The organism is Bradyrhizobium yuanmingense, assembly GCF_029167105.1.
Taxonomy (GTDB): domain Bacteria; phylum Pseudomonadota; class Alphaproteobacteria; order Rhizobiales; family Xanthobacteraceae; genus Bradyrhizobium; species Bradyrhizobium yuanmingense_A.
The window spans coordinates 20,971-45,625 of sequence record NZ_JARFML010000009.1 but is presented as its reverse complement, the minus strand read 5'-3'; the positions used below and the strand labels follow the sequence as shown (position 1 = coordinate 45,625).

21 protein-coding genes and 1 tRNA gene are annotated in these 24,655 nt (G+C 65.6%); 8 read left to right on the top strand and 14 right to left on the bottom strand.

Annotated features, from left to right (window positions below; all coding sequences use genetic code 11):
* Position 1 precedes the first annotated feature (1 nt).
* From P0R31_RS13610 to P0R31_RS13590, 5 genes are all read right to left on the bottom strand, one after another.
* Complete coding sequence (locus tag P0R31_RS13610; protein WP_275514516.1) at positions 2 to 1,507, bottom strand: M81 family metallopeptidase; 1,506 nt, start codon at positions 1,505 to 1,507, stop codon at positions 2 to 4.
* 247 nt (positions 1,508 to 1,754) lie between these two features.
* Complete coding sequence (locus tag P0R31_RS13605) at positions 1,755 to 3,404, bottom strand: ABC transporter ATP-binding protein (protein ID WP_275514515.1); 1,650 nt, start codon at positions 3,402 to 3,404, stop codon at positions 1,755 to 1,757.
* A gap of 132 nt (positions 3,405 to 3,536) precedes the next feature.
* Positions 3,537 to 4,424, bottom strand: coding sequence for an ABC transporter permease (locus P0R31_RS13600; RefSeq protein WP_275514514.1), 888 nt, complete (start codon positions 4,422 to 4,424; stop codon positions 3,537 to 3,539).
* 18 nt (positions 4,425 to 4,442) lie between these two features.
* Positions 4,443 to 5,384 (bottom strand): ABC transporter permease, encoded by a 942-nt coding sequence (locus P0R31_RS13595; RefSeq protein WP_275514513.1) that lies wholly within the window; start codon positions 5,382 to 5,384, stop codon positions 4,443 to 4,445.
* A gap of 212 nt (positions 5,385 to 5,596) precedes the next feature.
* On the bottom strand, positions 5,597 to 6,727 hold the full coding sequence (locus P0R31_RS13590) for a M20/M25/M40 family metallo-hydrolase (protein WP_275514512.1): 1,131 nt from the start codon (positions 6,725 to 6,727) through the stop codon (positions 5,597 to 5,599).
* 267 nt (positions 6,728 to 6,994) lie between these two features.
* On the opposite strand from P0R31_RS13590, the gene P0R31_RS13585 reads away from it, so the two are divergent.
* A complete protein-coding gene (locus tag P0R31_RS13585; protein ID WP_275514511.1) occupies positions 6,995 to 8,602 on the top strand; it encodes an ABC transporter substrate-binding protein in 1,608 nt (535 codons plus the stop codon).
* Positions 8,603 to 8,896: 294 nt separating this feature from the next.
* Here P0R31_RS13585 and P0R31_RS13580 read toward each other — a convergent pair whose 3' ends face one another.
* Positions 8,897 to 10,144: a multidrug effflux MFS transporter gene (locus tag P0R31_RS13580; RefSeq protein WP_275514510.1), complete on the bottom strand. Its 1,248-nt coding sequence runs from the start codon at positions 10,142 to 10,144 to the stop codon at positions 8,897 to 8,899.
* A gap of 335 nt (positions 10,145 to 10,479) precedes the next feature.
* On the opposite strand from P0R31_RS13580, the gene P0R31_RS13575 reads away from it, so the two are divergent.
* Complete coding sequence (locus tag P0R31_RS13575) at positions 10,480 to 11,781, top strand: hypothetical protein (RefSeq protein WP_275514686.1); 1,302 nt, start codon at positions 10,480 to 10,482, stop codon at positions 11,779 to 11,781.
* A 9-nt stretch (positions 11,782 to 11,790) separates the two neighbouring features.
* Here the strand turns inward: P0R31_RS13575 and P0R31_RS13570 are convergent.
* A tRNA-Leu gene (locus P0R31_RS13570) sits at positions 11,791 to 11,879 on the bottom strand.
* Between the two features lie 171 nt (positions 11,880 to 12,050).
* Here P0R31_RS13570 and P0R31_RS13565 point away from each other — a divergent pair.
* Positions 12,051 to 12,467: a twin-arginine translocation pathway signal gene (locus tag P0R31_RS13565; RefSeq protein WP_275514509.1), complete on the top strand. Its 417-nt coding sequence runs from the start codon at positions 12,051 to 12,053 to the stop codon at positions 12,465 to 12,467.
* Positions 12,468 to 12,492: 25 nt separating this feature from the next.
* Here the strand turns inward: P0R31_RS13565 and P0R31_RS13560 are convergent, their stop codons facing one another.
* Both P0R31_RS13560 and P0R31_RS13555 read right to left on the bottom strand, forming a co-directional pair.
* A complete protein-coding gene (locus tag P0R31_RS13560; RefSeq protein ID WP_275514508.1) occupies positions 12,493 to 13,695 on the bottom strand; it encodes an FAD-dependent monooxygenase in 1,203 nt (400 codons plus the stop codon).
* 20 nt (positions 13,696 to 13,715) lie between these two features.
* Entirely contained in the window at positions 13,716 to 13,961 is a 246-nt protein-coding gene (locus P0R31_RS13555) for a zinc-finger domain-containing protein (protein WP_275514507.1), read from the bottom strand.
* A 309-nt stretch (positions 13,962 to 14,270) separates the two neighbouring features.
* Here P0R31_RS13555 and P0R31_RS13550 point away from each other — a divergent pair, with 309 nt between their 5' ends.
* Both P0R31_RS13550 and P0R31_RS13545 read left to right on the top strand, forming a co-directional pair.
* Positions 14,271 to 15,407, top strand: a complete 1,137-nt coding sequence (locus tag P0R31_RS13550) for a hypothetical protein (protein WP_275514506.1) — start codon at positions 14,271 to 14,273, stop codon at positions 15,405 to 15,407.
* Positions 15,408 to 15,524: 117 nt separating this feature from the next.
* A complete protein-coding gene (locus P0R31_RS13545) occupies positions 15,525 to 16,280 on the top strand; it encodes an alpha/beta fold hydrolase (RefSeq protein WP_275514505.1) in 756 nt (251 codons plus the stop codon).
* 66 nt (positions 16,281 to 16,346) lie between these two features.
* Here P0R31_RS13545 and P0R31_RS13540 read toward each other — a convergent pair whose 3' ends face one another.
* Positions 16,347 to 17,282, bottom strand: a complete 936-nt coding sequence (locus P0R31_RS13540) for a LysR family transcriptional regulator (protein WP_275514504.1) — start codon at positions 17,280 to 17,282, stop codon at positions 16,347 to 16,349.
* Between the two features lie 108 nt (positions 17,283 to 17,390).
* Here P0R31_RS13540 and P0R31_RS13535 point away from each other — a divergent pair, with 108 nt between their 5' ends.
* Positions 17,391 to 17,804, top strand: coding sequence for a hypothetical protein (locus P0R31_RS13535; RefSeq protein ID WP_275514503.1), 414 nt, complete (start codon positions 17,391 to 17,393; stop codon positions 17,802 to 17,804).
* 123 nt (positions 17,805 to 17,927) lie between these two features.
* On the opposite strand, the gene P0R31_RS13530 is transcribed toward P0R31_RS13535, so the two are convergent.
* Positions 17,928 to 19,298 carry a hypothetical protein gene (locus tag P0R31_RS13530; protein ID WP_275514502.1) on the bottom strand — a complete coding sequence of 457 codons (1,371 nt, stop codon included), beginning with the start codon at positions 19,296 to 19,298 and terminating at the stop codon, positions 17,928 to 17,930.
* 274 nt (positions 19,299 to 19,572) lie between these two features.
* Here P0R31_RS13530 and cysE point away from each other — a divergent pair, with 274 nt between their 5' ends.
* Both cysE and P0R31_RS13520 read left to right on the top strand, forming a co-directional pair.
* Entirely contained in the window at positions 19,573 to 20,397 is an 825-nt protein-coding gene (gene cysE, locus P0R31_RS13525) for a serine O-acetyltransferase (protein WP_145640657.1), read from the top strand.
* Positions 20,398 to 20,528: 131 nt separating this feature from the next.
* Positions 20,529 to 20,747 carry a DUF3126 family protein gene (locus P0R31_RS13520; protein WP_007602550.1) on the top strand — a complete coding sequence of 73 codons (219 nt, stop codon included), beginning with the start codon at positions 20,529 to 20,531 and terminating at the stop codon, positions 20,745 to 20,747.
* A gap of 11 nt (positions 20,748 to 20,758) precedes the next feature.
* Here P0R31_RS13520 and P0R31_RS13515 read toward each other — a convergent pair whose 3' ends face one another.
* From P0R31_RS13515 to P0R31_RS13505, 3 genes are read right to left on the bottom strand one after another with little or no spacing between them, the layout of a single operon-like run.
* Entirely contained in the window at positions 20,759 to 22,069 is a 1,311-nt protein-coding gene (locus P0R31_RS13515) for an FAD-dependent oxidoreductase (RefSeq protein WP_275514501.1), read from the bottom strand.
* Complete coding sequence (locus tag P0R31_RS13510; RefSeq protein ID WP_275514500.1) at positions 22,066 to 22,371, bottom strand: ferredoxin family protein; 306 nt, start codon at positions 22,369 to 22,371, stop codon at positions 22,066 to 22,068. Before P0R31_RS13510 ends, P0R31_RS13515 begins: the two co-directional genes overlap by 4 nt.
* A 2-nt stretch (positions 22,372 to 22,373) precedes the next feature.
* Complete coding sequence (locus P0R31_RS13505) at positions 22,374 to 24,500, bottom strand: molybdopterin-containing oxidoreductase family protein (RefSeq protein ID WP_275514499.1); 2,127 nt, start codon at positions 24,498 to 24,500, stop codon at positions 22,374 to 22,376.
* Between the last annotated feature and the right edge of the window lie 155 nt (positions 24,501 to 24,655).

Genomic DNA, 24,655 nt, shown 5'->3' with positions numbered 1-24,655 from the left:
GTTAGCGTGAGGGAGGGTTGAACACGGGGCCGTTCGGCTTGATGCGGATGCCCGGGCGCAGGCGCGTCCAGGGGAGCGAGGCGGTGTCGGCCGGCATCGCACCGGGCGCGGCACAGATCATCAGCTTCTCGGCGATCGGCTCGAAATCGGCGCGGAAATGCACGGAGCTCTTGTTGACCAGGATCTTCTGTTCGGTCGGCTCGATGCCGACATAGCGGTACATCGCCTGGTCGGCGAGCTGGGCCTTGTGCGAGGAGACGACGATGCGGACATCGCCGATGCGCAAGGCTGCGGACGGGCCCATCTCCATCTCGCGGCCGCCGTAGTAGGGACCGGGCGCGATGAAGCGGCCGTCTGAGAGCTGCTCGACCACGAACGTCTCGCGATAGGGCTTGTCGCCGGGGATGCCGGACTTGCCGCCGAGCGACAGCGTCACGGTGGCGCCGACGCCGGCTGCGTGCGCGGCCTTGGCCGATTCCGGATCGTAGATCGCGCCGGTTGCGGCACTCGCCTTGTTGCGCACCAGCGCGCGCAGCATGCCCGTCGTGTCGGAATCGCCGCCGGCGCCCGGATTGTCCTGGGTGTCGGCGATGATGATCGGCTTGCGCGCGCTCTTGGCAAGTTCCATGGCGTGGCGCACGCCATCATCGGGCGACCAGATCTTGCCGTCGAAATCGTCTTCGTGGCTTTCGATCAGCTTCAGAAGCGCGTCCGCCGCGCGATCGGCGTCGTCCTGCGTCCTGCCGTAGGCGAACACGCTCGGGCCGCAGTCGCGGAAATCGGCGGCGGGAAAGCCGGGCGCGAAGGAGAGGGTGGGAACGGCATCGCTCTCCAGCGCGGCGAGCTTTTCGTAGATGCCTTTGGTCGGCTGGTCGTTGGTGCATTGCCAGCTGATCGGGATCAGGAATGGCAATTGCCGGAACGCCCTTGCGAAGCGCTGCTTCGTCTGCAGCAGCAGCGCGAGATGGCGCGCGCAGGCGCGGCCGGTCTCGGCCATGTCGACATGCGGATAGGTCCGGTAGGCGATCAGCGCGTCGGCATGCTCCATCATCTCGGGCGTGACGTTGGCATGCAGATCGAGGCTGGTGACCAGCGGAACGTCCTTGCCGATGACGCGGCGCACGCGCGCGAGGATTTCGCCTTCGCCGTCGTCGAGATGCTCGGTCACCATCGCGCCGTGCAGGTCGAGATAGACGGCGTCGATCGGGCCGGCGGCTGCGATGCCGTCGACCATGACCTTCACGATGCGCTCGAAGGCATCCTTGGTGACATGCGCCGACGGGCTCGCGCCGCAGGCGATCGTCGGAACGAGTTCCCAGCCGTTCGCCTCGGCGCTGTCGACGAAACCGGCGAGCCCGACATTGATGCGCCGCATCACCTTCAAGACGTCGCTACCTTGCGTCATCGCCGGCCAGCCGCCGCCATGCTGGAAGTCGGCGAAGGTCGCCTTGGTCGGAGCGAAGGTGTTGGTCTCGTGCAGGAAGCCGCCGACGGCGATGCGTGTCATTCAGTTCAGTCCCAATTGAAAGTGCGCGACGTTAGCCTTGCCCTCGTGAGGAGAGCAAGGTGAGAGGCCATCGTGTCGTGCATGGCCTCAAGCTGTTTTGGGAATGCTGCCGCGCACACCGTCATTGCGAGCGTAGCGATGCAATCCAGAGTCTTTCCGGCGAGGGATTCTGGATTGCTTCGCGGAGCCTGTCATCGGGCCGCGCTTCGCGCGGACCCGTTGGCTCGCAATGACGAGGGGGTGAGACCTACGCGCTCGCCCCCACGCCTTCCGCCACCGGCCGGAAGTTCGCAAAATCCCAGCCTCGCCCCGGCGCCGCATCCAGCAGCGCCTTGGTGTAGGCCTCCTTCGGATGCGTCAGCACTTCGGCGGCCGGTCCCTGTTCCACGACGCGGCCGTGCTGCATTACCACGACCTCGTCGCAGATCTGGGCTGCGACACGCAAATCGTGGGTGATGAACAGGATGGCGATGCCGAGCCGCTTCTGGATCTCGTCGAGCAGCTCCAGCACCTGCGCCTGCACCGAGACGTCCAGCGCGGAAACCGCTTCGTCCGCGACCAGCACATCCGGATCGAGTGCGAGCGCCCGGGCGATCGCGATGCGCTGGCGCTGGCCGCCGGAGAATTGGTGCGGATAGCGCGACACCGCATCCGGCGGCAGGCCGACCAGCTCGAGCAACTCGCGCGCCCGCTTCATCGCGTCGGCGTGCGCCACGCCGTAGTTGACCGGGCCTTCGGCGATGCTCTCGCCGACGGTGACGCGCGGATTGAGCGAACGATAGGGATCCTGGAATACGATCTGGATCTTCTGCCGGTGCGGCTGCAGCAGGCGGCGCGAGATGTCGGCGATCTCGCGGCCGGCGAGGCGCACGCCGCCTGAGGTCGGATCGATCAGGCGCACGATGCAGCGCGCAACCGTCGATTTGCCCGAGCCGCTTTCGCCGACGATGCCGAGGGTGCGGCCCTTGCGCAAGGTGAGCGTGACCTTGTCGGCAGCGACGACCTCGCGGCCTTTGCCGAAGAAGGCGCGCTCCTTGTAGACCTTGCTGAGCTCGTTGGCCTCCAGCACCACGGGCTCGCGGGTTTCCTCGCGCGGCGCCCGCGGCACCAGGCTCGGCACCGAGGAGAGCAGGTTGCGGGTGTATTCCATGGTCGGATTGCGCAGCACGGTCTCGAGCGGGCCGGTCTCTACCAGGCGGCCCTGCCGCATCACCGCGACGCGATCGGCAATCTCGGCCACCACGCCCATATCATGGGTGATGAACAGCACCGCCGTGCCGTGATCGCGCTGGAGGTCGCGGATCAGGGTCAGGATCTGCTTCTGTGTGGTGACGTCGAGCGCGGTGGTCGGCTCGTCCGCAATGAGCAGCTTCGGCTCCAGCACCAGCGCCATCGCGATCATGATGCGCTGGCGCTGGCCGCCGGAGAGGCGGTGGGGATAGGAGGCGAAGATGCGCTCGACCTGGGGCAGGCGCACCTGCTCCATCATGTCCAGGATGCGCTGCTTGCGCGCCTTGGCGTCGAGGCTGGTGTGGGCGCGGAGCACCTCGTCGATCTGGCGCCCGACCGGAACCACCGGATTGAGCGCAGTCATCGGCTCCTGGAAGATCATCGCCATCTTGGTCGCGCGCAGCTGGCGCAGGCGGCGGTCGGTGGCGGTGAGCAGCTCCTCGCCGACCAGCTTCACGCTGCCGCCGGTCGGCACCAGCGTGCCCTTCGGCAGCAGGCCCATGGTGGTGAGCGAGGTCACCGACTTGCCCGAGCCGCTCTCGCCGACGAGGCACAGCGTCTCGCGCTCGCGCACCTGGATCGAGATGCCGTCGATGATGTTGGCGCCTTTCGGCTGCTTGCCGATGGAGACGACGAGGTTGTTGATGTCGAGGATGGTGTCGGTCACGTCAATCTCTCCGCCGTCATTCCGGGGCGTGCGCAGCACGAGCCCGGAATCCATCGGGCCGCAGTGCCGGTGTTGAAATGGATTCCGGGTTCGCGACTTCGTCGCGCCCCGGAATGACGAAACTGAGGAACCTCACTTCCCCTCCCGCTGCTTCATGCGCGGATCGAGGGCGTCGCGGGCGGCATCGCCGATCAGGTTGATGCTGAGGATGGCGATGGAGAGCAGCAGGCCCGGCCAGAAGATCAGCGACGGCTTGATCTGGAAGTACTGGCGGCCCTCGGCCATGATGTTGCCCCAGGTCGGTGTCTCCGGCGAGATGCCGGCGCCGAGGAAGGAGAGGATCGCCTCGGTCAGGATGGCGCTGGCGCAGATATAGGTGCCCTGGACGATCAGCGGCGCGATCGTGTTCGGCATCAGGTGGCGCCACATGATCTTCGGCAGGCTCGAGCCGACCGAGATCGCGGCCTCGACGTAAGGCTCCTCGCGGGCCGACAGCACGACCGAGCGGACCAGGCGTGCAACGCGCGGAATCTCGGGGATCGTGATCGCGATCAGCACGGTCCAGAGGCTGGCGCCTGACAGCGACACCACAGCGATCGCGAGCAGGATGCTCGGCATTGCCATCAGGCCGTCCATGACGCGCATCATCACGGAATCGACCAGCTTGAAGAAGCCGGAGACGAGGCCGATCGCGAGCCCGATGGCGATCGAAAGGATCGCCGCGCCGATGCCGATCAGAAGCGAGATGCGGCCGCCATAGATCACGCGCGACAACACGTCGCGGCCGTAGGCGTCGGTGCCGAGCAGGAACTGTGCGGAAGTTGGCTTGAGCCGCTGCGACGGGGCGAGCTGGATCGGATCATGCGGCGCGATCAGCGGCGCGAGAATCGAGACCACGACGATCAGAGCGAGCAGGCATGTCGCCGCGGCGATGATCGGCGTCGAGGTGAGGAATCCGAAGCGCGGCCGCAGCGGCGACGTGATCGGAATGGAGGACTGGGGAAGGGTATCGACCGACATTTTGTTCTTGTCCTTGCCTCAGTACCGGATCCGGGGATCGAGCAGGGTGTAGGCGACGTCGATGAGAAGATTGACGACGACGTAGATCAGCGAGGTCAGCAGGATCATCGCCTGGATCACCGGATAGTCGCGCGCCAGCACCGCATCGACGGTGAGACGCCCGATGCCGGGGATGTTGAACACGCTCTCGGTGACGACGACGCCGGAGATCAAGAGCGCAAAGCCGGTGCCGATCACGGTGATCACGGGCACGGCGGCGTTGCGCAGCGCATGGCGCATCATCACCGCAACCTCGTTGATGCCCTTCGCGCGCGCCGTTCGCACGTAGTCTTCGCCGAGCACGTCGAGCATCGCCGCACGCGTCATGCGCGCGATCAGTGCGACGTAGATGAAGGACAGCGCGCAGGTCGGCAGGATCATGCGCTCGAAGAACGGACCGAAGCCGTTGAAGATGCTACGGAAGCCCTGCACCGGCACCCAGCGCAGCTCGATCGCGAAGACCTGGATGAGGACATAGCCGACCACGAACACCGGCACCGAGAAGCCGAGCACGGACAGACCCATCACGAAACGGTCGATCCAGGTGCCGTGCTTCCACGCCGCGATCACCCCCAAGGGAACTGCGACGACGACGGCGAGGATGATGGTGCACAGCGCGATCGAGATCGATGGCTCGACGCGCTGGCCGATCATCTTCATCACCGGCAAATTGGAGATCAGCGACGTCCCGAGGTCGCCGTGCAGCAGCTTGTTCACCCAGGTGATGAACTGCACGATCAGCGGCTCGTTGAGGCCGAGCGATTCGCGGATGCGCTCCAGCCGTTCCGGGGTCGCGTTGTCGCCGGCGAGGATCGCGGCGGGATCGCCGGGGGTGAGGCGGAGCAGGAGGAAAACGAACAGCGCGACCACGCCCATCACGGGCACGGCGGCGAGAATTCGGCGAAGGAGATATCCGAGCAAGTTGGATCCGTCAGTTTAGAGTCAAATCGGCGGCAGCCGCGAGGTCAGTTCTGCCACCAGCCTAACATTTCAGCAATTCCCGTGCCACGAGGGCCGGGACCCCCAATGGTCGTCATGCCCGGGCTTGACCCGGGCATCCACGTCTTTCTTCGCGTTCGGTGGCAAAGGCGTGGATCGCCGGGTCAAGCCCGGCCATGACGGGGTCTCCTGGATCACTCCAGCGTCGCCAGCAGCCCCGCCATCAGGCGGCCTCGCTCAACGAGACTCTCGACTTCGATATACTCCTCGAGCGTGTGGGCATTGCCGCCGCGCACGCCGAGGCCGTCGAGCGTCGGGATTCCCATCGCGCCGGTGAAGTTGCCGTCGGAGCCGCCGCCGGAGCTTGCATGCGGCAGTTCCATGCCAAGAGATCTGGCGATGCCGCGCGCCTTCTCATACAGCGCCATGGTGCCGGCATCCGGCTCCCAAACCGGCCGCGTCACGCCGCGGGTGACCTTGAAGGTGACGTCGTCGTTGCTGCCCGACAGCGCCAGCATCCGTTCGACACCGCGATCCAGATCGGCCTGGCGCTTGGCCATCGACAGCGCTTCGCCGGTCGCGGTAGTGGCGACGCAATTGACCCACTGGCCGCCATGCACGACGCCGACCGAGAAGGTGCAGTCCTCCGTCGTCATGGCGTCGATGTTGAGAATCTGCCGCGCCATCTCGCGGATCGCCGAACGTCCCGCCGACAGCGTGGCGCCGGCGTGGCTCGGTCGGCCCGTCGCTTCGAGGTTGAAGCGTGCGATGGCGTAACGTCCGGTGGTGACGCCGTTGTCGGCGCGGCCGGGCTCCGGCACCAGCACGTATTTGTTGCGCGCGGCCTCGGCCTCGATGATGTCGCGTGTCGAGGGCGTGCCGACTTCCTCGTCCGGCGTGAACAGCACGGTAATCGGCAGCGGCGTGGTGAACGATGCGCGCGCCAGCTGCCGGATCGCTTCCAGCGAGAGATAATTGCCGCCCTTCATGTCGAAGATGCCGGGGCCGTAGCACTTGTTGCCTTCGCGCCGCCATTTCAGCTTCTCGATCGTGCCGACCGGGTGGACGGTATCCATGTGTCCGGCGATCAGGATGCCGGGCTCGCCCTGCTTCGGATGCGGAAAGCGCGCGCGGATCACGCCGCCAAAGCCCTGGCGACCGGCGATGCGCTCGATCGTCGCACCCATGATCGCCATGTCCCGCGCCGCGATATCGAGCATGCGGTCCACGGCGCCCGCGTTCCAGGTCGGGCTTTCGCATTCGACCCAGGTGCGCAGGCCCGCGAGCATTGCCTCGGAATCAAAGGGGAGATTGGCAGGATTCATCTCAATGTCTCTCGAGCTTGGAAAGATGGAACGCACATTGCATCGGCGCGGGCAGGACGTGTGGAGGTGTTGTAGAGCCAAATCCATCCCTGTGGAGCCCGTGCCTGCGCCGCAAGGGCTTGCAACGAAACCGGATTGACGCGCTCGGCACTGTCTGCAAGTCTCGAAAAGATAAAGGCATTGCATGAGGTTAGTTCGCCCAACGAACGGACTGCATGCTCAATCAATAACCTGCCTTTGAACAGTTTCACGTCAGGAGAACTTTCCATGTTCCATCTCATGCGCCGGGGGCCTCGCGCGTTCGCCTCCACACTCGCGCTGTCGGTCGTCGCGCTTTCGACCGCACTGGCCTCGCCGGTGCTCGCGGCCGGCAAGACCCTCACGGCGGTGCTGCACTCGGATTTGCGCATCATCGACCCGATCTTCACCACGGCCTACATCACGCGTGACCATGGCTACATGGTTTACGACACGCTGGTGGCCACCGATTCGAACTTCAAGGTCCAGCCGCAGATGGCGGACTGGAAGATCTCCGACGACAAGCTCACCTACACCTTCACGCTGCGCGACGGTCTGAAGTGGCATGATGGTGCGCCGGTGACGGCGGAAGATTGCGTCGCCTCGCTGAAGCGCTGGGCCGCGGTCGACGGCATGGGCCAGAAGCTCATGGACTTCACCGCCAGCATCGAGGCGACCGACGCCAAGACCATCACGCTGAAGCTGAAGGAGCCCTATGGGCTCGTCCTCGATTCCATCGGCAAGCCGTCCTCGCGCGTGGCCTTCATGATGCCGAAGCGCCTTGCGGAGACGCCGGCGGACAAGCAGATTCCCGAGCAGATCGGCTCGGGCCCCTTCAAGTTCGTGCAGGGCGAATTCCAGCCCGGCGTGAAGGCGGTCTACGTCAAGAACACCGATTACGTTCCGCGCAAGGAGCCGGCGAGCTGGACCTCCGGCGGCAAGGTGGTGAAGGTCGACCGCGTCGAATGGATCACCATGCCGGACTCGCAGACCGCGGTGAACGCGCTGCAGTCGGGCGACATCGACTTCATGGAGAACCTGCCCTTCGACATGTTGCCGGTGCTGGAAGCGAACAAGGAGCTCAAGATCGAGGTCCTGAACAAGTTCGGCTTTCAGACCCTCGGCCGGATGAACTTCCTTCATCCGCCGTTCGACAACGTGAAGGTGCGGCGGGCTGCCTTGCTGGCGATGAACCAGAAGGACGTGCTCGACGCGCTGGTCGGCAATGCCAAGTACCAAAAGATCTGCGGCGCTTTCTTCGTGTGCGACACGCCGCTCGCGACCGATGTGGGCTCCGAGACCCTGATCAAGGGGAACGGCATGGCGCAAGCCAAGAAGGCGCTCGCCGAGTCCGGCTATGACGGCACGCCGATCGTGATCATGGCCCCTGGCGACGTCACGACGTTGAAGGCGCAGCCGATCGTTGCGGCCCAGCTGCTGCGCGAGGCCGGCTTCAAGGTCGACCTGCAGGCGACCGACTGGCAGACGGTGGTGAGCCGCCGCGCCAGCCAGAAGCCGCCGAAGGAAGGCGGCTGGAACATGTTCTTCACCAACTGGGTCGCGGCCGACGTCTCGAACCCGATCGCCAATCTCTCGATCAGCGGCCTTGGCAAGAAGGGCTGGTTCGGCTGGGCGGAGGATGCCAAGATCGAGCAGCTCAAGGACGCTTTCGTCCGCGCCGCCTCGGTCGACGATCAGAAGAAGATCGCCGCCGACATCCAGAAGCAGGCCTATGAGCAGGTGATCTACATTCCGCTCGGGCAGTATCTGATCGCGAGCGGCTGGCGCAAGTCGCTGAACGGTGTGCTCGACGGTCCCGCGACCCCGGTGTTCTGGAACGTCGACAAGTCGGAGTAAGCGGGACACCTGGTTCCAGTAAAGCGAAGTTCCAGTAAAGCGAACGGCGCCGCAGGTTTCCTGCGGCGCCGTTTCTTTGAAAGATTCCTCGCGCGAACTTGCGTTAGCAATGGCTGTCGCGCACCTGCTCAAGCCCTTCACTTGCGAATGGCAGGTTTCCGTCTGGCCGCTTTTCGGCCTGCTGCAACGTGGGCTGCTCGAGCTCCGTCGCGGGCTGATCTCGTCTGCTCTCTTGTTCCATCTCGGCATCCTCTCGATTGCTGCAGTACAACATCGAGAGGAGAGGGAAGTTCCTCAGACGGGACGATGTTGCGGCCTGAACAGCCGTCCCTTCTCGACCACCAGCACGATCGCCAGCGCGGCGAGGGTGGACAGGAAGAAGCCGATCGAGAACGGCAGCAGCGTGCCGTCGAAGCTCTGCCCGATCGCCATGCCGACCACGATCCCGATCAGCGTGGTGATCGAGCCGTAGAGCGAGGAGGCGGTGCCGGCGATGTGGCCCTGCGGCTCCATCGCCAGTGCGGTGAAGTTGGCGACCATCATGCCGAACGAGAACATCATCAGGGCTGAGAGCACCATGAACAAGGCGAGCGGCAGCACGCCGAGGCTTTCCGTCAGCAGCATCACGGCGGCCACGGCCGTGTAGAGCGTCAGCGCGCCGTGCGAGATCACGCGCATGCCGAGCCGCCCGACCAGCCTTGCATTGAGGAATCCGGCAATGGCGACGCCGGCCGCGATCGCCGCGAAAGCGAGCGGGAAGTAGTGGCCGAGGTGATAGATGCCGGTGAAGATTTGTTGGGCGCAGAAGACGTAGGCGAACAGCGCGCCCATCACGCTGCCGGCAGCCGTGGCATAGCCGATGGTCTGGCGATGGGTCACGGTCTGCCGGTACGCCGAGAGCACGTCGGCGGGCGCCAGCGATCGGCGCTCCGACTGGGGGAGAGTTTCAGGCAGCCGCAGCACGCACCATGCGAGCGCGAGCAGGCCGTACAGCATCAGCACGACGAAGATGCCGCGCCACGCCGTCACCAGCAGCACCGCCTGTCCGAACGAGGGGGCGACCACCGGCACCGCGATGAACACCATCATGGCAAGCGACATCACGCTCGCCATGCGGCGGCCGACATAGCAATCGCGCACGATCGAGGTCGCGATCACGCGCGTCGCCGCGGTGCCGAGCCCCTGGAGCGCACGCGCCAGCAGCAGCGTCTCGAACGAGGGCGCGGCAACCGCCAGCGCGCTCGCCACCGCATAGACCGCCATGCCGCCGAGCAGCACCGGTCGGCGTCCAAAACGGTCCGACAGGGGACCCATGACGAACTGACCGGCGCCGAAGCCGATCAGGAAGGTCGACAGCACCAGTTGCAGATGGTTCTCGACGGGAATCTTGAAGGCGGCGCCGATATTGGGCAACGCCGGCAGCATCATGTCCATCGCGAGCGGATTCAGCGCCATGATGGACGCGATCACGATGACGAATTCCGGAAAACCCATTGGGCGGTGTCCCGAGGACACCCAAGCGTCGGCATTGACGTCGGACAAGAAGCTTACCCCTGCAATCAAGCCAGTTATCTAGCCCCGATGCTGCGTTGCACAACCCATGTTTCGGGATGGCTGGCAGGCGGAGCAGGGGCGGTCAAAAGCGGGTGAGGGCCCGTCGCCGGCCTGATGGCCATCCTCGACCGCATCGCCGCGCACATCGCAGCGTTTTCCGAAGCCGCGTCGCCGGAGGGCTGGGCCTGCAACCAGGGATTCACCATAAGATCGGGCGCGGCACGGCGGGGAGATGAATCGGCAACCCGTCCTGTCCATTGTGGTTGGACCGGCTGCCGCAACGGCGCCGTGAGAGGCCAAACAGGGTATCGCCCTTGTCCGACATGTCCGGTGCAGCACGATGGTTGGCGCCTGCGGCCAAGGCTGGCAGGCGCAACGTCTGGCTTGCCGGCGTGGTCGCGCTGACGGCGCTGCTGGCGCTCGGCAATCTCGCCAACGATGCCGCGCTCGACCTGCCATATGGCTGGGACGTCCGGGTCAATTGCGCGGCGGTCGATGCGCATGCCGACGGGCTCGATCCCTACTTCGTCAAGAACCTGAAGGGCACCACTTATTCTTATCCCTATCTGCCGGTGACGCTGGACGTCTTCCGTCCGCTCTGCGCGGGCGGCGTTCTGCTCGATCATTACCGAAGCATCTATCTCGTCCTCGCCGTGCTCTGCGCGCTGCTTTTGCCCGGCCTTGGCCGGACGCGTGCCAGCGCGCGCGATGCCGGCTTGAAGGTGCTCTGCGCGCTCGGCGCGTTCGTCGGTTTCGAATTTATGGTGGCGTCGGGGAATTTTGCGCTGTTGAGCGGAGTGCTGACCGCGATCGCGCTGAAGCTCCTGCTTCGTCCGTTCGCGTCCGAACAGAGTTCGAACTTTTCCTCGCGCCTCGCCGGTGCTGCGCTGCTCGGCCTCGTGACCTCGTTCAAGCTGGTGTTCGTCCCGGTGCTGGCGGCGCTCTATTTCCTGCCGCTGCCACGCGACCGCAAGCTGGCCTTGATCGCGGTGGCCGCGTTCGCCTTCGCGTTGCCGCTCGCGCTGTCGCGCTTGCTGTATCCCGATCTGTTCGCGAGCTGGCTGCTCGCGATCGCAGGACAGATTCCCGGCCAGCATGCCGTCGGTCTTGTGGAGACCAATCCGTCGCTGTTGCTGTTGGCGCGTGACCTCATGGTCCAGGCCGGCTTCGGTGACGGCAAGCCGGCGATGTTGGCGGCCTATGCGTTCGCGGCACTCGCGCTCGTGCTCGTGCCGTTCGCTCTGTCCGTCCTGCGCGCGGCCGCGAGCGGACCGGTGCGGGAAGGGGCATCGCTCCTGACGCAGCTCGATCGCTGGCTGATGGATCACCCGCGCACGGCCATGCGCATCACGGTGCTCGCCATGTTCGCGCTCTATCTCAGCTCGCCGCGTCTGAAGGAATATGCCTTCTTCGAGCTTGCGCTTCTTGCCGCGATCCTCATCGTCGATCTTCCGCCCCTGGCGCTCGCCGCCATCCTCGGCGTCGGCCTCGCCTTCCCGGCACTGGTCTCGCTTCTGGGCGCGCCGATCGAGGGCACCTTCATCCTCCTCGTCAGCGCGCTGATCTGCTTCTGGATCGTGCTGCTGGATTTTCGCGCAGAGCCCGAGCGGCTGGAGCGGGGATAATTCATCGAGTGGTGCGGGCAGCCGGGGTCGAACCGGCACAGCGCTTGCGCACCGAGGGATTTTAAGTCCCTTGCGTCTACCAATTCCGCCATGCCCGCTTGATCCAACGAGATCAAACACTTAAGTCCGTTCCGGCGTCTGGAATTGGCGCGTTCGCCGCCGAAGGGACGGTTCTTCCTTAAGCGAGCCGGGGGCACAAGGCAAAGCCTCAATCCGGACATCTGTTGCTGCTTTAGGCATTCTCAATCCACGGGGGCTATTCATCCGGCATGGCTGCTTCGTTTTCCTTTTCGCTGCGCGGATTTGGCGCGCTGTTCGCGTTGCTTGCGGCTTGCCTCGCGCTGTCCGGCTGTGCCGGCGTGAGCGAGACGATCGCACCGGCCTTTGCCGATCCCGCCAAGTACGAATTGTACGATTGCAAGCAGCTGGAGGCTGAGCGCAAGAACCTGGCCAATCGCACCGCCGATTTGCAGCGACTGATGGACAAGGCCGAGACGGGGGCGGGCGGCGCCGTCGTGTCCGAGCTCGCTTATCGCAACGACTATGTCGCGGTGCGCGGGCAGGCCCAATTGGCCGAGGACGCCTGGCGCCGCAACAGATGCCGGGAGACGCCGCCCGAGGCGCCTCCGGCATCGCCCGCGGCCAGCGCCAAATCCGCATCGAAATCCGGCAAAGCGGCTCGCTGAGGCGCCGCGCCGGCGGCGCGTCGCATCAGGGCCGCCAGCCGTAGATCCAGTCCTGTCGCGCCAGCATGCGCTGCGGGCCGAGCGCGCGGATCGCAACATCGCGTGCGAGCGCGAGCGGCCCCTTGAGATGATAGATGCGGCCCTGCTGCCGCGCGGTCCGCTGCACCCGCCGTACCCGCCCCTGGCGGGCACGGCCGTATTGCGTCAGCGCGGCGGCAACCGCTTTGCTGCTCTCGGCGGCCTCCAGGCTCAAATGCCGGGCGAGCACGGCGGCATCCTCGATTGCCATGCCGGCCCCTTGCGCTGCGAACGGCAGCATCGCGTGCACGGCATCGCCGAGCAGCGCCACCGAACCCTTGCTCCAGGGACAGCCGTCCGGCACGCCGAACAGCGCCCATTTGCGCCAGCTGTCGACCGCGGCGAGCAGCATCCGCGCCGCCGGCGGCCAACGTCGGCCGGCAAAGGCGTCCATCACCTCGCGGGCATCGCCGGGCGTGCTCCAGCCCGGCCGGTTCCAGGTGCCCGGCAGCACCGCGACCACGTTGATCTGGCGCCCGCCCGCAATGGGATAGGCGACCAGATGGGCGTTCGGTCCCATCCAGAGCTGCACCCGGCGCGCGGTATAGTCCTTCGGCAATTGCGTGGCATCGAGCGTGCCGCGCCAGGCGATCAGGCCGGAAAAGCGCGGCTGCACCTCGGGGAACAGATGCTGGCGCACCGTCGACCAGATGCCGTCGGCGCCGATCAGCGCGCTGGCGAGATCGCTGCGGCGGATCGTGCCGCTGCGATGAACCACGGTCAGGCCCTTGGCGTGAGGCGCGACATCCTCGAAGGTCGCGCCCAGCTTCAGGTCGATATCGGGATGGTCGGCGACGGCGCCGGCGAGGGCCGCTTGCAGGTCGGCACGGTGCACCACCCAATAGGGCGCTCCGGCGCGCAGCGAGGCGGCTTCGCCGAGCGGCATGCGCAGCAGCTCGCCGCCGGCGCGCGCGCTCATGATCGAGAGCGCTTCCGGGGTGACGGCGCGCAGTTTGAGGCGTTCGGTGAGGCCGAGCTCGACCAGCACGCGGCTGGCATTGGGCGAGAGCTGCAGGCCGGCGCCGACCTCCTCGAGGCGTTCGGCCTTCTCCAGCACGACGATGCGGAAGCCGCGGGCGGCGAGCGCGAGCGCGGCCGTCAGGCCACCGATGCCGGCACCGGCGATGACAATCGTTCGGGAGAGCGCCACCCCTTAACCGATGGACGCGGTCAGGCCACCTTGTCCTGCAGCACGCATTCCGGCGGGCGGGCTTCGCCCGGCTTCAGGTCGGCCGCGAAGCGGTACAGCGTCGAGCAATAGGGGCAGATGATCTCGTTGTCGTTGCCGAGGTCGAGGAAGACGTGCGGATGGTCGAACGGAGGATTGGCGCCCACGCACATGAACTCTTGCGAGCCGATCTCGATGACGGAGACACCGGCATCGTTATGGAAGTGCGGGACGACATGGTCGGACATCGAAGTTCATCCTGGAGTGGCAATGGCGGCAGATACAATCACGAACTGACGCGGCATCTTTGAGGCGCTGCGGACCATACTGGCGGGTACAGGTGATTGCTAGTCCAGCGGAACCGAAATGCTTCGCAAGCGCCCCATGCTCATTTGCTCATGCAAATTCGACACAATCTTGCGGCCTGAGAGAAGCCCTTCTTTCGTCGGGGACGTTGTGTCGCAATTTTGGCATACTATCTCTGTGGTTGCGTGAAACCGGGACGAAAGACGTAGTGTTCCGCGCAAGCGATCTTAAGGGCATCCGGGCTTTTCCACATGAAGTGGCTGCGAATCAGTACGGCGTTGGCGGGAATGGCCGTGTGCGGCTTCGTGCTCGCGCAGGTGGCGCCGCATGCCCGCGAGGCCGGCGCGATCCTGGCCGCCCAGGATGATCCCGCCGCGCTCTCCGAGCTGAAGCTCGATGCGCTGCTCCGGCATAACGACCGTCTGGTTCAGGACAATATCGAGGCCGCGCTCGCGGCCGGCGATGCCGATCTCGCCGACAGTTTCGTCACGCTGGCGCGCGAGCGCAACATCGCGCTTCCCGACGACCTCTTGAGCCGCGTCACTGATGCCGTGAAAGCGGAGAATTCCACCGCGCATTTCGCCAAGCGCTTCGCCACCGGTCTCGTCACCGGCAACGCGGACGACGTCGCGAGCCTCTCAGGAACGGTCGCCGGCGATCTCTTCGTGTTCGGCGACATCAGGGACGTGGTGCGCGAAGGCAAGCACCTCGCCATGGGCGAGGACACCGACCGCCTCGTGCTCTCCCTTGCGGCCGCCGGCCTTGCGGTGACGGCGGCAACCTACGTCTCCGTCGGCGGTGCCGCGCCGGTGCGCGCCGGACTGACGCTGGTGAAGGATGCGCGCAAGCTCGGACGGCTCGGCGAGGGGCTCGCCGCATGGGCCGGCCGGTCCGCGCGCGAGGTCGTCGATGCGCCGATGCTGCGCCATGCCGTGGCATCGGGCTCGGTGCTGCGGCCGGGCCAGACCGTGAGCGCGATCAAGGCCGCGTTCCGGGCCGAGAAGGCCGGTGTGCTGGTCCGGCTCGGCAAGGACGTCACGCGCGTCGCCGGAAAGACCGGCACGCGCGGGGCGATGGATACGCTCCGCATCGCCGAAGGCCCGAAGGACGTTGCGCGCGCCGCGCGGCTTGCGGAAGCGCAAAGCGGCAAGACGCGCGCGATCATCAAGCTGCTCGGCCGCGGCGCGCTGCTGCTCGTCGGCGGCGCGTTCGATCTGGCGATGTGGCTGTTTGGTGCGGTCGTGACGCTGTTCGGCCTGCTCTCCTCCATCAAGGCGACGACCGAGCGCCTGACCCAGGCCTGGTGCGATCGCAGGCGGGCGCGGCGGCTTCGCCGCGCGCAGATGGCGGCCGACGCTGCTTTGGCTAACGCGGCCGCGATGGCCTGAGGCGCGATCCGCTTCAGGCTATTGTTTGAGCATGATGTTGCCGGAAAACCGCTGCACACTTTGCCGGATCGTGCTCTAAGATCGCGTCATTCCCCTCAACACCTCACGGAACTGCTGATGCCGAGCTTTCACAACGGCGCCGTTGAAATTGCCTATCTCGACGAAGGCGAGGGCGATCCGATCATCCTGGTGCACGGCTTTGCCTCCAGCAAGAACGTGAACTGGGTCTATCCGACCTGGGTTTCGGAGCTGCGCAAGAACGGCCGCCGCGTCATCGCGCTCGACAATCGCGGCCACGGCGAGAGCGCAAAGCTCTACGAGCCCGCGCAATATTCCATACCCGTGATGGCCGGCGACGTGCTCGCGCTGATGGATCATCTCGCCATCCCGCAGGCCGACATCATGGGCTATTCGATGGGCGGGCGGATGACGGCCTGGCTGGCGCTCAATGAGCCGCAGCGCCTGCGCTCGGCGATCCTCGGCGGCATCGGCATCGGCGGCCTGATCGAGGGCACCGGCCCCGGCGAGAACGTCGCCAAGGCGCTGGAGGCGCCCGCGCTGGACGACGTCACCGATCCCGTCGGCCGCACGTTTCGCGCGTTCGCCGACCAGACCCGCTCCGACCGCCGCGCGCTCGCCGCGTGCCTGCGCGGCACGCGCGATCTCATGACGAGACAGCAGGCCGCGCGCATCGAGGTGCCGGTGCTGATCGCAGTCGGCTCGACCGACGACGTCGCGGGCTCAGCCAGCGCGCTCGGCGCGATCATACCGAATTCCGAAGTACTCGATATTCCCAATCGCGACCACATGCGTGCAGTCGGCGACAAGGTTTACAAGACCGGCGTGCTCGATTTCCTTTCACGCCGCGGCTGAGTCGGCAAATCCCTAGGACCTCTAGCTCAGCTTCTCAGCGCCTCAATGTCGGTGTCGACCGCTGCTTCACGCCAACTTGTCGCTGAACCCTGCGGGAAGCGTCTTGAGGAACGACATGACGCGCTGCGTGCGCAGGGGCGGGCGGCGGTCCGAGGTGCGCAGCATCCATAGCGGTTCCCCAGGCGCGCGCCAGGGCGCCAGCACTTCGACCAGCCGGCCGGCGCGAAGGTCTTCGCCAACGAGCCACGCTGGCCCCCAGCCGATCCCGAACCCATTCGCGATCAAGGCGAGCGCAGCGTGCGCGTCGTCGCAAATGTGCTTGGGCTTGGGCGTGATGCGAATGGGTCCTTTGCCGCGCGGGTCGGCGAAGCGCCAGGTCAGGATCTGACCGCTCGCGGGATTGCGGAAGCCGACGTGGTCGTGCGCGGAAAGCTCAAAGGGAGTGGCCGGCGCGCCGCGCGCCTTCAGATAGGCGGGCGAGGCGCAGGCGATCCAGGAGAAGGTGCAAAGCCGCCGCGCCTGATGGCCGGGCGCGCGATCGAGGGGCCCTGTGCGGATCGCGACGTCGACGCCTTCCGCCGCGAGATCGAGAATCTCGTTGCGGAATTTGACCTCGATCTCGATTTCCGGCCGTTCCCGCAGGAACGCGGGCAGCCGCGGCAGGATGCAGGCGCGCGCGAAGGAGGCGGGGGCGGTCACGCGCACCCGTCCGCCATCGTCGCGCGCGACTTCGCCGAGGGCGGATTGGACACGGGTGAGGCTTTCGGCCAGCGCGCGTCCCGCCGTCATCAGCCTGTCGCCCTCTTCGGTCAGCGCCAGCGAATGGGTGGAGCGATGCAACAGCCGCAGCCCGTGGGCCTTTTCGAAGCGAGCGACCGCCTTGGACATCGCCGAGGTGGTCGTCCCGGCCCGCCGCGCGGCTTCGGCGAAGGAGCCCGCTTCGACGACGCGGACGAAGGCGAGGAGGCGCGAGAGGTCGGGAGGCAAGGTGGTTGTGGACATGGAGTCCACATAATCATGGCTGCACAGTCACTACAAGCGCCGGCCCTGAACCGTTAGCTAGGGAGAGGCAGCGCGCATTCTGCAAGCGCTAAAGCCGCGGGAAGTCTGATGAACCCAATCGAAATCACTCTCCAAGCCCTCGACGCCGCCGAGCGGGCGATTCCACCCGGCCAGCCGGTCTATATGCTCAATCTGCTGCGCTACCGCGCGCAGGCGCGTTACGAGGATGGCTTCGACGCCGCGCCATGCACGGGCCGCGAAGCCTTTCATGAACGCTACAGGCCGGCATTCCGGCGTCTGGCGGAAGGTAAGCCGCTCGCGCGGATGTTTTCCGGCCCGGTCCTGACGAGCCTCGTAGGCGCGCCGGGCGAGCGCTGGGACGAAGCGGCGCTCAATGAATACGGCGATTTCGCCACCTTCCGCTCGATCGTCGACACCGAGATCTACCGGCGCGAAGTCGCCCCGCATCGGCACGCGGCGCTCGAAGATTTCCGGCTGTTCGCGCTCGCCAAGGCGATGTGAAATTACGACATTGCGGTCACCTCGAAAGACGAGGCGCGTGCTCAGGTCGTCCGAAAAGTCATACGCGATAGCCCTGCGCTAGCGGGAGAGGGGCGTATCTCGTTGTCGCGATCTAACCAAAGTTCATTCCGCTTTGGCATCATCGCCCCAACGCCGCGCCAGCGCCATCAGCACCACGAACGTCGCCACCCACACCATGCGCGCGCCATAGCGATCATGGGGCCCTGAGATCACGCCGCAGATGAAGGCGTTGCCGAGCAGCGCCAGCGTCACGGTTGCTGCCAGCAGCGTCAGGTCGTCCAGCCGGCGGTTCGCCAGCGCATGGCCTAGCAGCGCGACCAGCGCCAGCATCGAGGCCAGCGCGACCGGGACATGCAGCCAGTTCACGGTGTCGAAATTGACGCCCCAGTTCTGCTGCCGCGCCGCGCGCATCGGCGCGGCCTGTGCGGGGATGTAGCGCTCGATGATGCCGCGGGTGTGCGGGATCCAGCCGTCGGTGCCTTCACCGGTCGCCACATGCAGCAATTGCTGGCCCATCGCGCGCAGCGCCGCGCCGGCCTGCCAGGCCGGATAGTCCTTCAGCGACTGCACGACGATGGTGCCCATCTCCTCGTTCATGCCTGCGAAACGGCCGAGCGTGTTGAACACGCTCTTGCCCCACAGGAATTCGTCGGCGCTCGCCGGCAGCTCGTTGCGATAGGGGCACAGCTTGTAACGTTCGCGCGGACAACGGTCGTTGAGATATTGCGCAACGATGCCGTCCTGCACCATGCGGCCGAAGGCGACGCCGTAGCCGCCGGGCGTCCAGGCCAGCTTGCCGGACAGGGCGTAATTTGCCGACACCAGCATCACGCCGCCTGCGACGATGGTGAGGCTTGCCTGCGTCAACCCGGCGAGCGGCAGCCGCGCGCCCACGAACGGCCGCACCATCCACCCTGCGACGCACAGCCCCAGCAGCACGCCGAGCGTGGCGCTGTGGGTCGCCGCGGCAAAGGCGGTGAAGACGAACAAAGATGTCTTCTCCAGCGCCGAGGTGCGGCTTGCGCCGATTACCAGCAGGAACAGCGACAGCACCGAGAGCCCGGCAAAGATGTCGGTGAGCAGCATGCTCGCAAGCCAGGGCAGCGCGGTCGACAGCATCAGGGAGAGGCTGATCGCGACGAAGCGGAAGGTCTGCATCAATCCCAGCACGCGGAGCGTGAGCTGCAGCAGCCACAGCGTCGCCAGCGACTGGACCGCGAGGTTGATCCAGAAGCCGGAACCCTCGCCATAATGCAGATAGAGGCCGAAGATTGTGGAGCGGCTGGGAACGAGATAGCCCTCGTACCAGCGCGCGAGATAGCCGCCGGTATCCCATTGCAGCAGCGGATAGCCGTTCCAGACCGCCGGCGCGATCATCAGGAGGGGCAAGAGAAGGGGCAAGGCCACCGCCGCCAGCCGCAGCCAAAAAGATCCCGCGGCGCGCGCGCGCAGTTGGTCGGTGGTGATGGTCAAATCTGCTCTGCCCCCATTCGGATCATGCCCGCAATAACGGTTGGGGGCGAATTCACCAATAGTTTGACGCGGCCCGGCTTGAATTTGGCAAAACTCTGACCACCTTGAACCGACCTTCCCGTTTGGGGCGTCAGAAGAAGCTATTATGTTTCAAGGCCTTGTGATGCCCTCTGGGGCAAGGTGCTGTTCACTCTCAGGCAAGCCCGTCAGGACTTAGTCGCCTAGACTGTGCTATACAGAGAGCAAAAGACGCCCATTCGAGAGAGCAAAATTCATGGCAGTGCATCAGGTCAATCCGGGAGGAAAGCTCGCATCGCTCGATCCGATCTGGGACCGGATCCGCAGCGAAGCGGAGGACATCGTCCGCCGCGAGCCGGAGCTTGCGACCTTCATCTATTCGGCGGTGCTGCATCACGGCCGGCTGGAGGATTCGGTGGTCCACCGCGTCGCCGACCGGCTCGATCATTCCGCGCTGTCGGGCGACCTCGTGCGCCAGGCCTATATCGAGGCGCTGCGCGACGACCCCGATCTCGGCAACGCCTTCCGCGCCGACCTCGTCGCCGTCTACGACCGCGATCCCGCGACCTCGCGCTTCATCGATCCCTTGCTCTACTTCAAGGGCTTTCACGCCATCCAGACCCATCGCCTCGCGCACTGGCTCTATCTGAAGGGCCGCAAGGATTTCGCCTATTACCTTCAGAGCCGGTCGTCGGCGGTGTTCCAGACCGACATCAATCCCGCCGCGCGCATCGGCCGCGGCATCTTCCTCGACCACGCCACCGGCTTCGTCTGCGGCGAGACGGCTGTGATCGAGGACGACGTCTCGATCCTGCACGGCGTCACGCTCGGCGGTACCGGCAAGGAGAACGAGGATCGTCATCCGAAGATCCGCCACGGCGTGCTGATCGGCGCCGGTGCAAAGATCCTCGGCAATATCGAGATCGGCCATTGCGCGCGCATCGCCGCAGGCTCCGTTGTGGTCAAGCCGGTGCCGCATAACGTCACGGTCGCGGGCGTGCCGGCCAAGATCGTCGGCGAGGCCGGCTGCGCCGAGCCGTCGCGCACCATGGACCAGATGATCAACGCAATGGGGCTCTGAGCGGGCCCTTGATGCTGCGAAGGGCCGGATTTTCCGGCCCTTTTCCTCCCCAAATTCTTTGACAATTCGTGCTGGCGGTTCGCTGCATCTCGTCCTAAAACCCGCCGACCATTTTCGATCGGAGACTTGCCGTGGACGTCAAAGAAGTCAGAAAGTTAGATGCGTATCTGAAGCGCGTATTCGGCAATCCCAAGATCCGCGTCGTGCCGCGGCCCAAGAAGGACGATTCTGCCGAAGTCTATATCGGCGAGGAATTCATCGGCGTGCTCTTCGTCGACGACGAGGATGACGATCGTTCGTTCCAGTTCCAGATGGCGATCCTCGAGGACGATCTGGTCGATCAGGAGTAGCTACTTCTCCGTTACGCACCCATTGCTGCGAGCATGTCGGGGATCGTGACGAATTTCTCCCGCGGCTTACCGAGCGCGGCTCCCCTGCGTTTCTCGGCCGCGTCGATCATGCCCCAGTCCGGATAGCTCACGATGCGCGCAACGCGGCCGTTCAGGCGCGCGAGCAGCGCCTCGGGTGTGTCCGAGCGAGGCCGTCGCTGGGCGATGTCCGCCAGCACGGCCTCTGCGGTCGCGATCCCGCAGCCGCGATTGGTGCCGATCGTGCCGTTCGGCCCGCGCTTGCTCCATCCGCAGACATAGAGGCCTTCGATCACCGCACGGTCGGCTGCGACACGTCCGTCGACATTGGCATGCACGCCGCGATGCACGTCGTAGGGCACACCGGCCATAGGCGCGGTCTTCCGGCCGACGCTGCTGAAAGCGAGGCCGCATGCGATGTCCTCGATCGCGCCCGATCCATGCTTGAACGAGATCGTCTCCAGGCGGCCTCGGCCCCCGATCGCGGACGGTGACAGACCAAAGCGGAAGACGCAGCGCCGCTGTTTCGTCGTGGTGGCTTGCGAGAAGGCGCGCAGCAACGCCAGCTTTTCGGTCAGTTCCGGATTGCGTTGCGGCTCGAATTCATCGGGGGTGAGGTTGCGCATGTCGACCAATGTCTCGCATGCGCCGAGCTCGAGAAAGTCACGCAATTCCTTTGCGCTGAACTTGGCCTGCGCCGGTCCGCCGCGGCCGATGACCTGGATTTCGCGAATCCGGCTCTCTGCCAGAACCTCGAGCGCATGGCGCGCAATGTCGGTCTGGCGCAGCTCGTCCGCAGTTTTGGCGAGGATGCGCGCCACGTCGAGGGCGACATTGCCATGGCCGACGACGATCGCGGTCTCATGGTCAAGATCGAACCGAATATCTGCAAATTGCGGATGCCCGTTATACCACGCGACGAAATCGCCGGCGCTGTGGCACCCCGGCAATGCCTCGCCGGGAATGCCGAGGACCCGGCTCAATTCGGCCCCCGTCGCGAGCACAACGGCGTCGTACGCCTTGCGCAGCTCGTCGATCGTGACGTCGTCTCCGACCGTGATGCCGCCGAAGAACCGGAACCCGGGCAGGCCGGCGATACGGTCGAAGGCCAACGTGACCTGCTTGAGCTTCGGATGGTCGGGGGCAACGCCGAACCGTACTAGCCCGTACGGCACGGGCAGTCGTTCGAACATGTCGACAGTCACCGGCGCGCCCGAGCGCAACAGGGCTTCGGTCGTGTAGAAGCCGCTCGGTCCGCTGCCGATGACGGCGATGCGCAGCTCGTTCGCAGGAGAAGCCGTCATCGGCCCAGTGCCAGCTTGCGCTGGTCGGCGCCCGGCAGCGGCGCCAGACGCGCACTGATCACGGGAGTCTCAGCCGCGCGTTTCCGATTGACGTCGATCCAGTACTTCTTGTCTGCGGCCAGGCGATAATCCGGCTCGATCGCGCCGACCGGGCAGGCCGGTGCGCAGCCGCCGCAGTCGATGCAGTTTTCCGGGTCGATATAGGTCATGGCGTCGTCGACGTGAAAGCACTCCACCGGGCAGACGCTGACGCATTCGGTGTAGCGGCAGCCGCGGCAATTGTCGGTGACCACATAGGTCATCGTCAGGCCCCGCTGACTTGCACGAGGATGTCGGAGAATGTCGGCGCGCGGCCGAGGTCGGCGAACGCAGGCGGCGTCAACGCATGAACCGTCGCGCCTCTGCGGTTGGACCGCTGCCAGTAGCCGGACGGTGCCACCACGACGCCCGGCATGATGTCGGGCGAAACGGTCGCGAACGCTTCGAACGATCCACGATCGTTGAACACGCGGATCGGCGCACCTGCGACGATCCCGCGCGTGGCCGCATCATCCGGGTTGAGCAGCACCGCCTGCTCCTCGCCGGCCTGCGCGGTCTGCGCCGGCAGGTTGCCGTAGTTGGAATTGAGGAAGGCGTGGCTCTTGGGCGAGATCAGGCTGAGTGGGTATCGCGTCGCGAGCGCGGGCGCGGTGCGCGCGTTCTCGTTCGGCGGGATGTAGTGGGGCAGGGGATCGACCGGCGTGCCATCCTGGTCGCCGTTGTAGCCCTGGCGGAACAGCGGCACCACGAAGTTGCCGCCGCCGGCGATCGTCGACTTGAACTCGCACTTTCCGGACGCCGTCGGAAAATTGCCCTCGCGATGCGGCGCCCAGTCCGCCGGCGCCGGCATGTTGAGACGCACATAGCCCTTGGCCTTGACATCATCCAGCGTGATGCCCTGAAGGACCGGGTTGCTCCAGTCTAGTGAGCCCTCGATGATCTCGTCGTCGCTGCGGAAGAAGGATGGATCCGTGACGCCCATCGCGCGCGCAAGGCGGCGGAACAGCTCGGAGTTGGAGACGGCTTCGCCGAGCGGCGCGATCGCCTGGTTGTTGTAGGACAGGTAAAGATGTCCCCAGGAGAACATGATGTCCTTCTGCTCGAGCTGCGTGGTCGCGGGCAGGACGATGTCGGCATATCTGGCGGTGTCGGTCAGGAAATGCTCACTGACGACGGTGAAGAGGTCCTCGCGTTCGAGCCCCTTTTCGAGCTTGCCCTGCTCGGTGACCATCGCCATCGGGTTGGCGTTGTAGACGAACAGCGCCTTGATCGGCGGGTCGAAGCCGAGCTCGCCCGTCAGCGCAGCTCCAAGGCGCCACGAATTGAGCACGCGCATCTTCTCCGGCTGCAGATCGGGACGCATCAGAACGTCCCATCGAACCGGGAATGCCCAGATCGGCAGTTGGAGCAGGCCGCCGCCGACATGCTTCCAGGCTCCGATCAGCCCCGGCAGGCAGGCGATCGCGCGCACGGTCTGGCCGCCGCCGGCGTGCCGCTCGACCGCCACGCCGATCCGCACGACGGCCGGTGGCGTCGTGGCAAATTCCCGTGCCAGCTTGATGATGTCGCCGGCGGGTATGCCGGTTTCCTGCGAGGCGAATTCGGGCGTGTAAGCCGACGCCCGTTCCGCCAGCTCGTCGTAGCCGACGGTGTATTTGTCGACGTAGTCGCGATCGACCAGGTTCTCCTTGATGATGACGTGGATCATCGCCAGCGCGAGCGCAGCGTCGGTGCCGGGCCGGATCGGAATATGCCAGTCGGCGAGGCGCGCGGTGCGGGTGCGGACGGGATCGATCACCACCAGCTTGGCGCCGGCCTTCTTCGCCTGCTCGATGAACGGCCAGTGATGCGAGTTCGTGCTCAGCGTATTGCAGGCCCACAGGATGATGTATTTCGAATGCACGAAGCTCTCGGGGTCGACGCCGGGCGTGTGTCCGATCGTCATCATGTAGGCCGTGCACGACGCGGAGTCGCAAAACGTGCGCTCCAGGACGGTCGCGCCGAGCTTGTTGAAGAGGGGATCGCCGACGTTGAGCCCGTTGATGATGCCCTGCGTGCCCAGATAGCTGTAGGGCAGGATCGCCTGCGCGCCGTGCTCGGCGATGACAGATGTCCAGCGCGCCGCGATGGTCTCCAGGGCCTCATCCCAGGAGATCCGTTGAAACTGCCTGGAACCTTTCGGGCCGACCCGCTTCAGCGGATACAGAACGCGCTTGTCGCTGTAGACGCGCTCCTCATAGTTGTTGACCTTGACGCAGAGCCGTCCGCGCGTGAACGGATGGTCGGGATTGCCGCGGACCGCGATGGCTTTGCCGTCCTCGACCGTGGTCAGGATGGAACAGGTGTCCGGGCAATCGTGGGGGCACGCGCCGATGACCGTGGTCCGGGCCATGGATCTCTCCGCTTCCTGATTCAAGACGTCGAAGCATGCGGCGGCCGGGCGCGGCCTGGCTTTTCAAAACGTGCGGTGTTGTTGTCCTGGACTGCTCTGGGCTGATGGACGGCTGGGCGGATCTCTGGCATGGTTATTGCTGGACCCGGCAATAC

Bases quoted from the DNA above. Each gene is read 5' to 3' on its own strand.
- P0R31_RS13610 (WP_275514516.1), bottom strand. From the start codon at position 1,507: ATGACACGCATCGCCGTCGGCGGCTTCCTGCACGAGACCAACACCTTC.
- P0R31_RS13600 (WP_275514514.1), bottom strand. From the start codon at position 4,424: ATGTCGGTCGATACCCTTCCCCAGTCCTCCATTCCGATCACGTCGCCG.
- P0R31_RS13590 (WP_275514512.1), bottom strand. From the start codon at position 6,727: ATGAATCCTGCCAATCTCCCCTTTGATTCCGAGGCAATGCTCGCGGGC.
- P0R31_RS13585 (WP_275514511.1), top strand. From the start codon at position 6,995: ATGTTCCATCTCATGCGCCGGGGGCCTCGCGCGTTCGCCTCCACACTC.
- P0R31_RS13575 (WP_275514686.1), top strand. From the start codon at position 10,480: ATGTCCGGTGCAGCACGATGGTTGGCGCCTGCGGCCAAGGCTGGCAGG.
- P0R31_RS13565 (WP_275514509.1), top strand. From the start codon at position 12,051: ATGGCTGCTTCGTTTTCCTTTTCGCTGCGCGGATTTGGCGCGCTGTTC.
- P0R31_RS13555 (WP_275514507.1), bottom strand. From the start codon at position 13,961: ATGTCCGACCATGTCGTCCCGCACTTCCATAACGATGCCGGTGTCTCC.
- P0R31_RS13550 (WP_275514506.1), top strand. From the start codon at position 14,271: ATGAAGTGGCTGCGAATCAGTACGGCGTTGGCGGGAATGGCCGTGTGC.
- P0R31_RS13545 (WP_275514505.1), top strand. From the start codon at position 15,525: ATGCCGAGCTTTCACAACGGCGCCGTTGAAATTGCCTATCTCGACGAA.
- P0R31_RS13540 (WP_275514504.1), bottom strand. From the start codon at position 17,282: ATGTCCACAACCACCTTGCCTCCCGACCTCTCGCGCCTCCTCGCCTTC.
- P0R31_RS13535 (WP_275514503.1), top strand. From the start codon at position 17,391: ATGAACCCAATCGAAATCACTCTCCAAGCCCTCGACGCCGCCGAGCGG.
- cysE (WP_145640657.1), top strand. From the start codon at position 19,573: ATGGCAGTGCATCAGGTCAATCCGGGAGGAAAGCTCGCATCGCTCGAT.
- P0R31_RS13515 (WP_275514501.1), bottom strand. From the start codon at position 22,069: ATGACGGCTTCTCCTGCGAACGAGCTGCGCATCGCCGTCATCGGCAGC.
- P0R31_RS13510 (WP_275514500.1), bottom strand. From the start codon at position 22,371: ATGACCTATGTGGTCACCGACAATTGCCGCGGCTGCCGCTACACCGAA.
- P0R31_RS13505 (WP_275514499.1), bottom strand. From the start codon at position 24,500: ATGGCCCGGACCACGGTCATCGGCGCGTGCCCCCACGATTGCCCGGAC.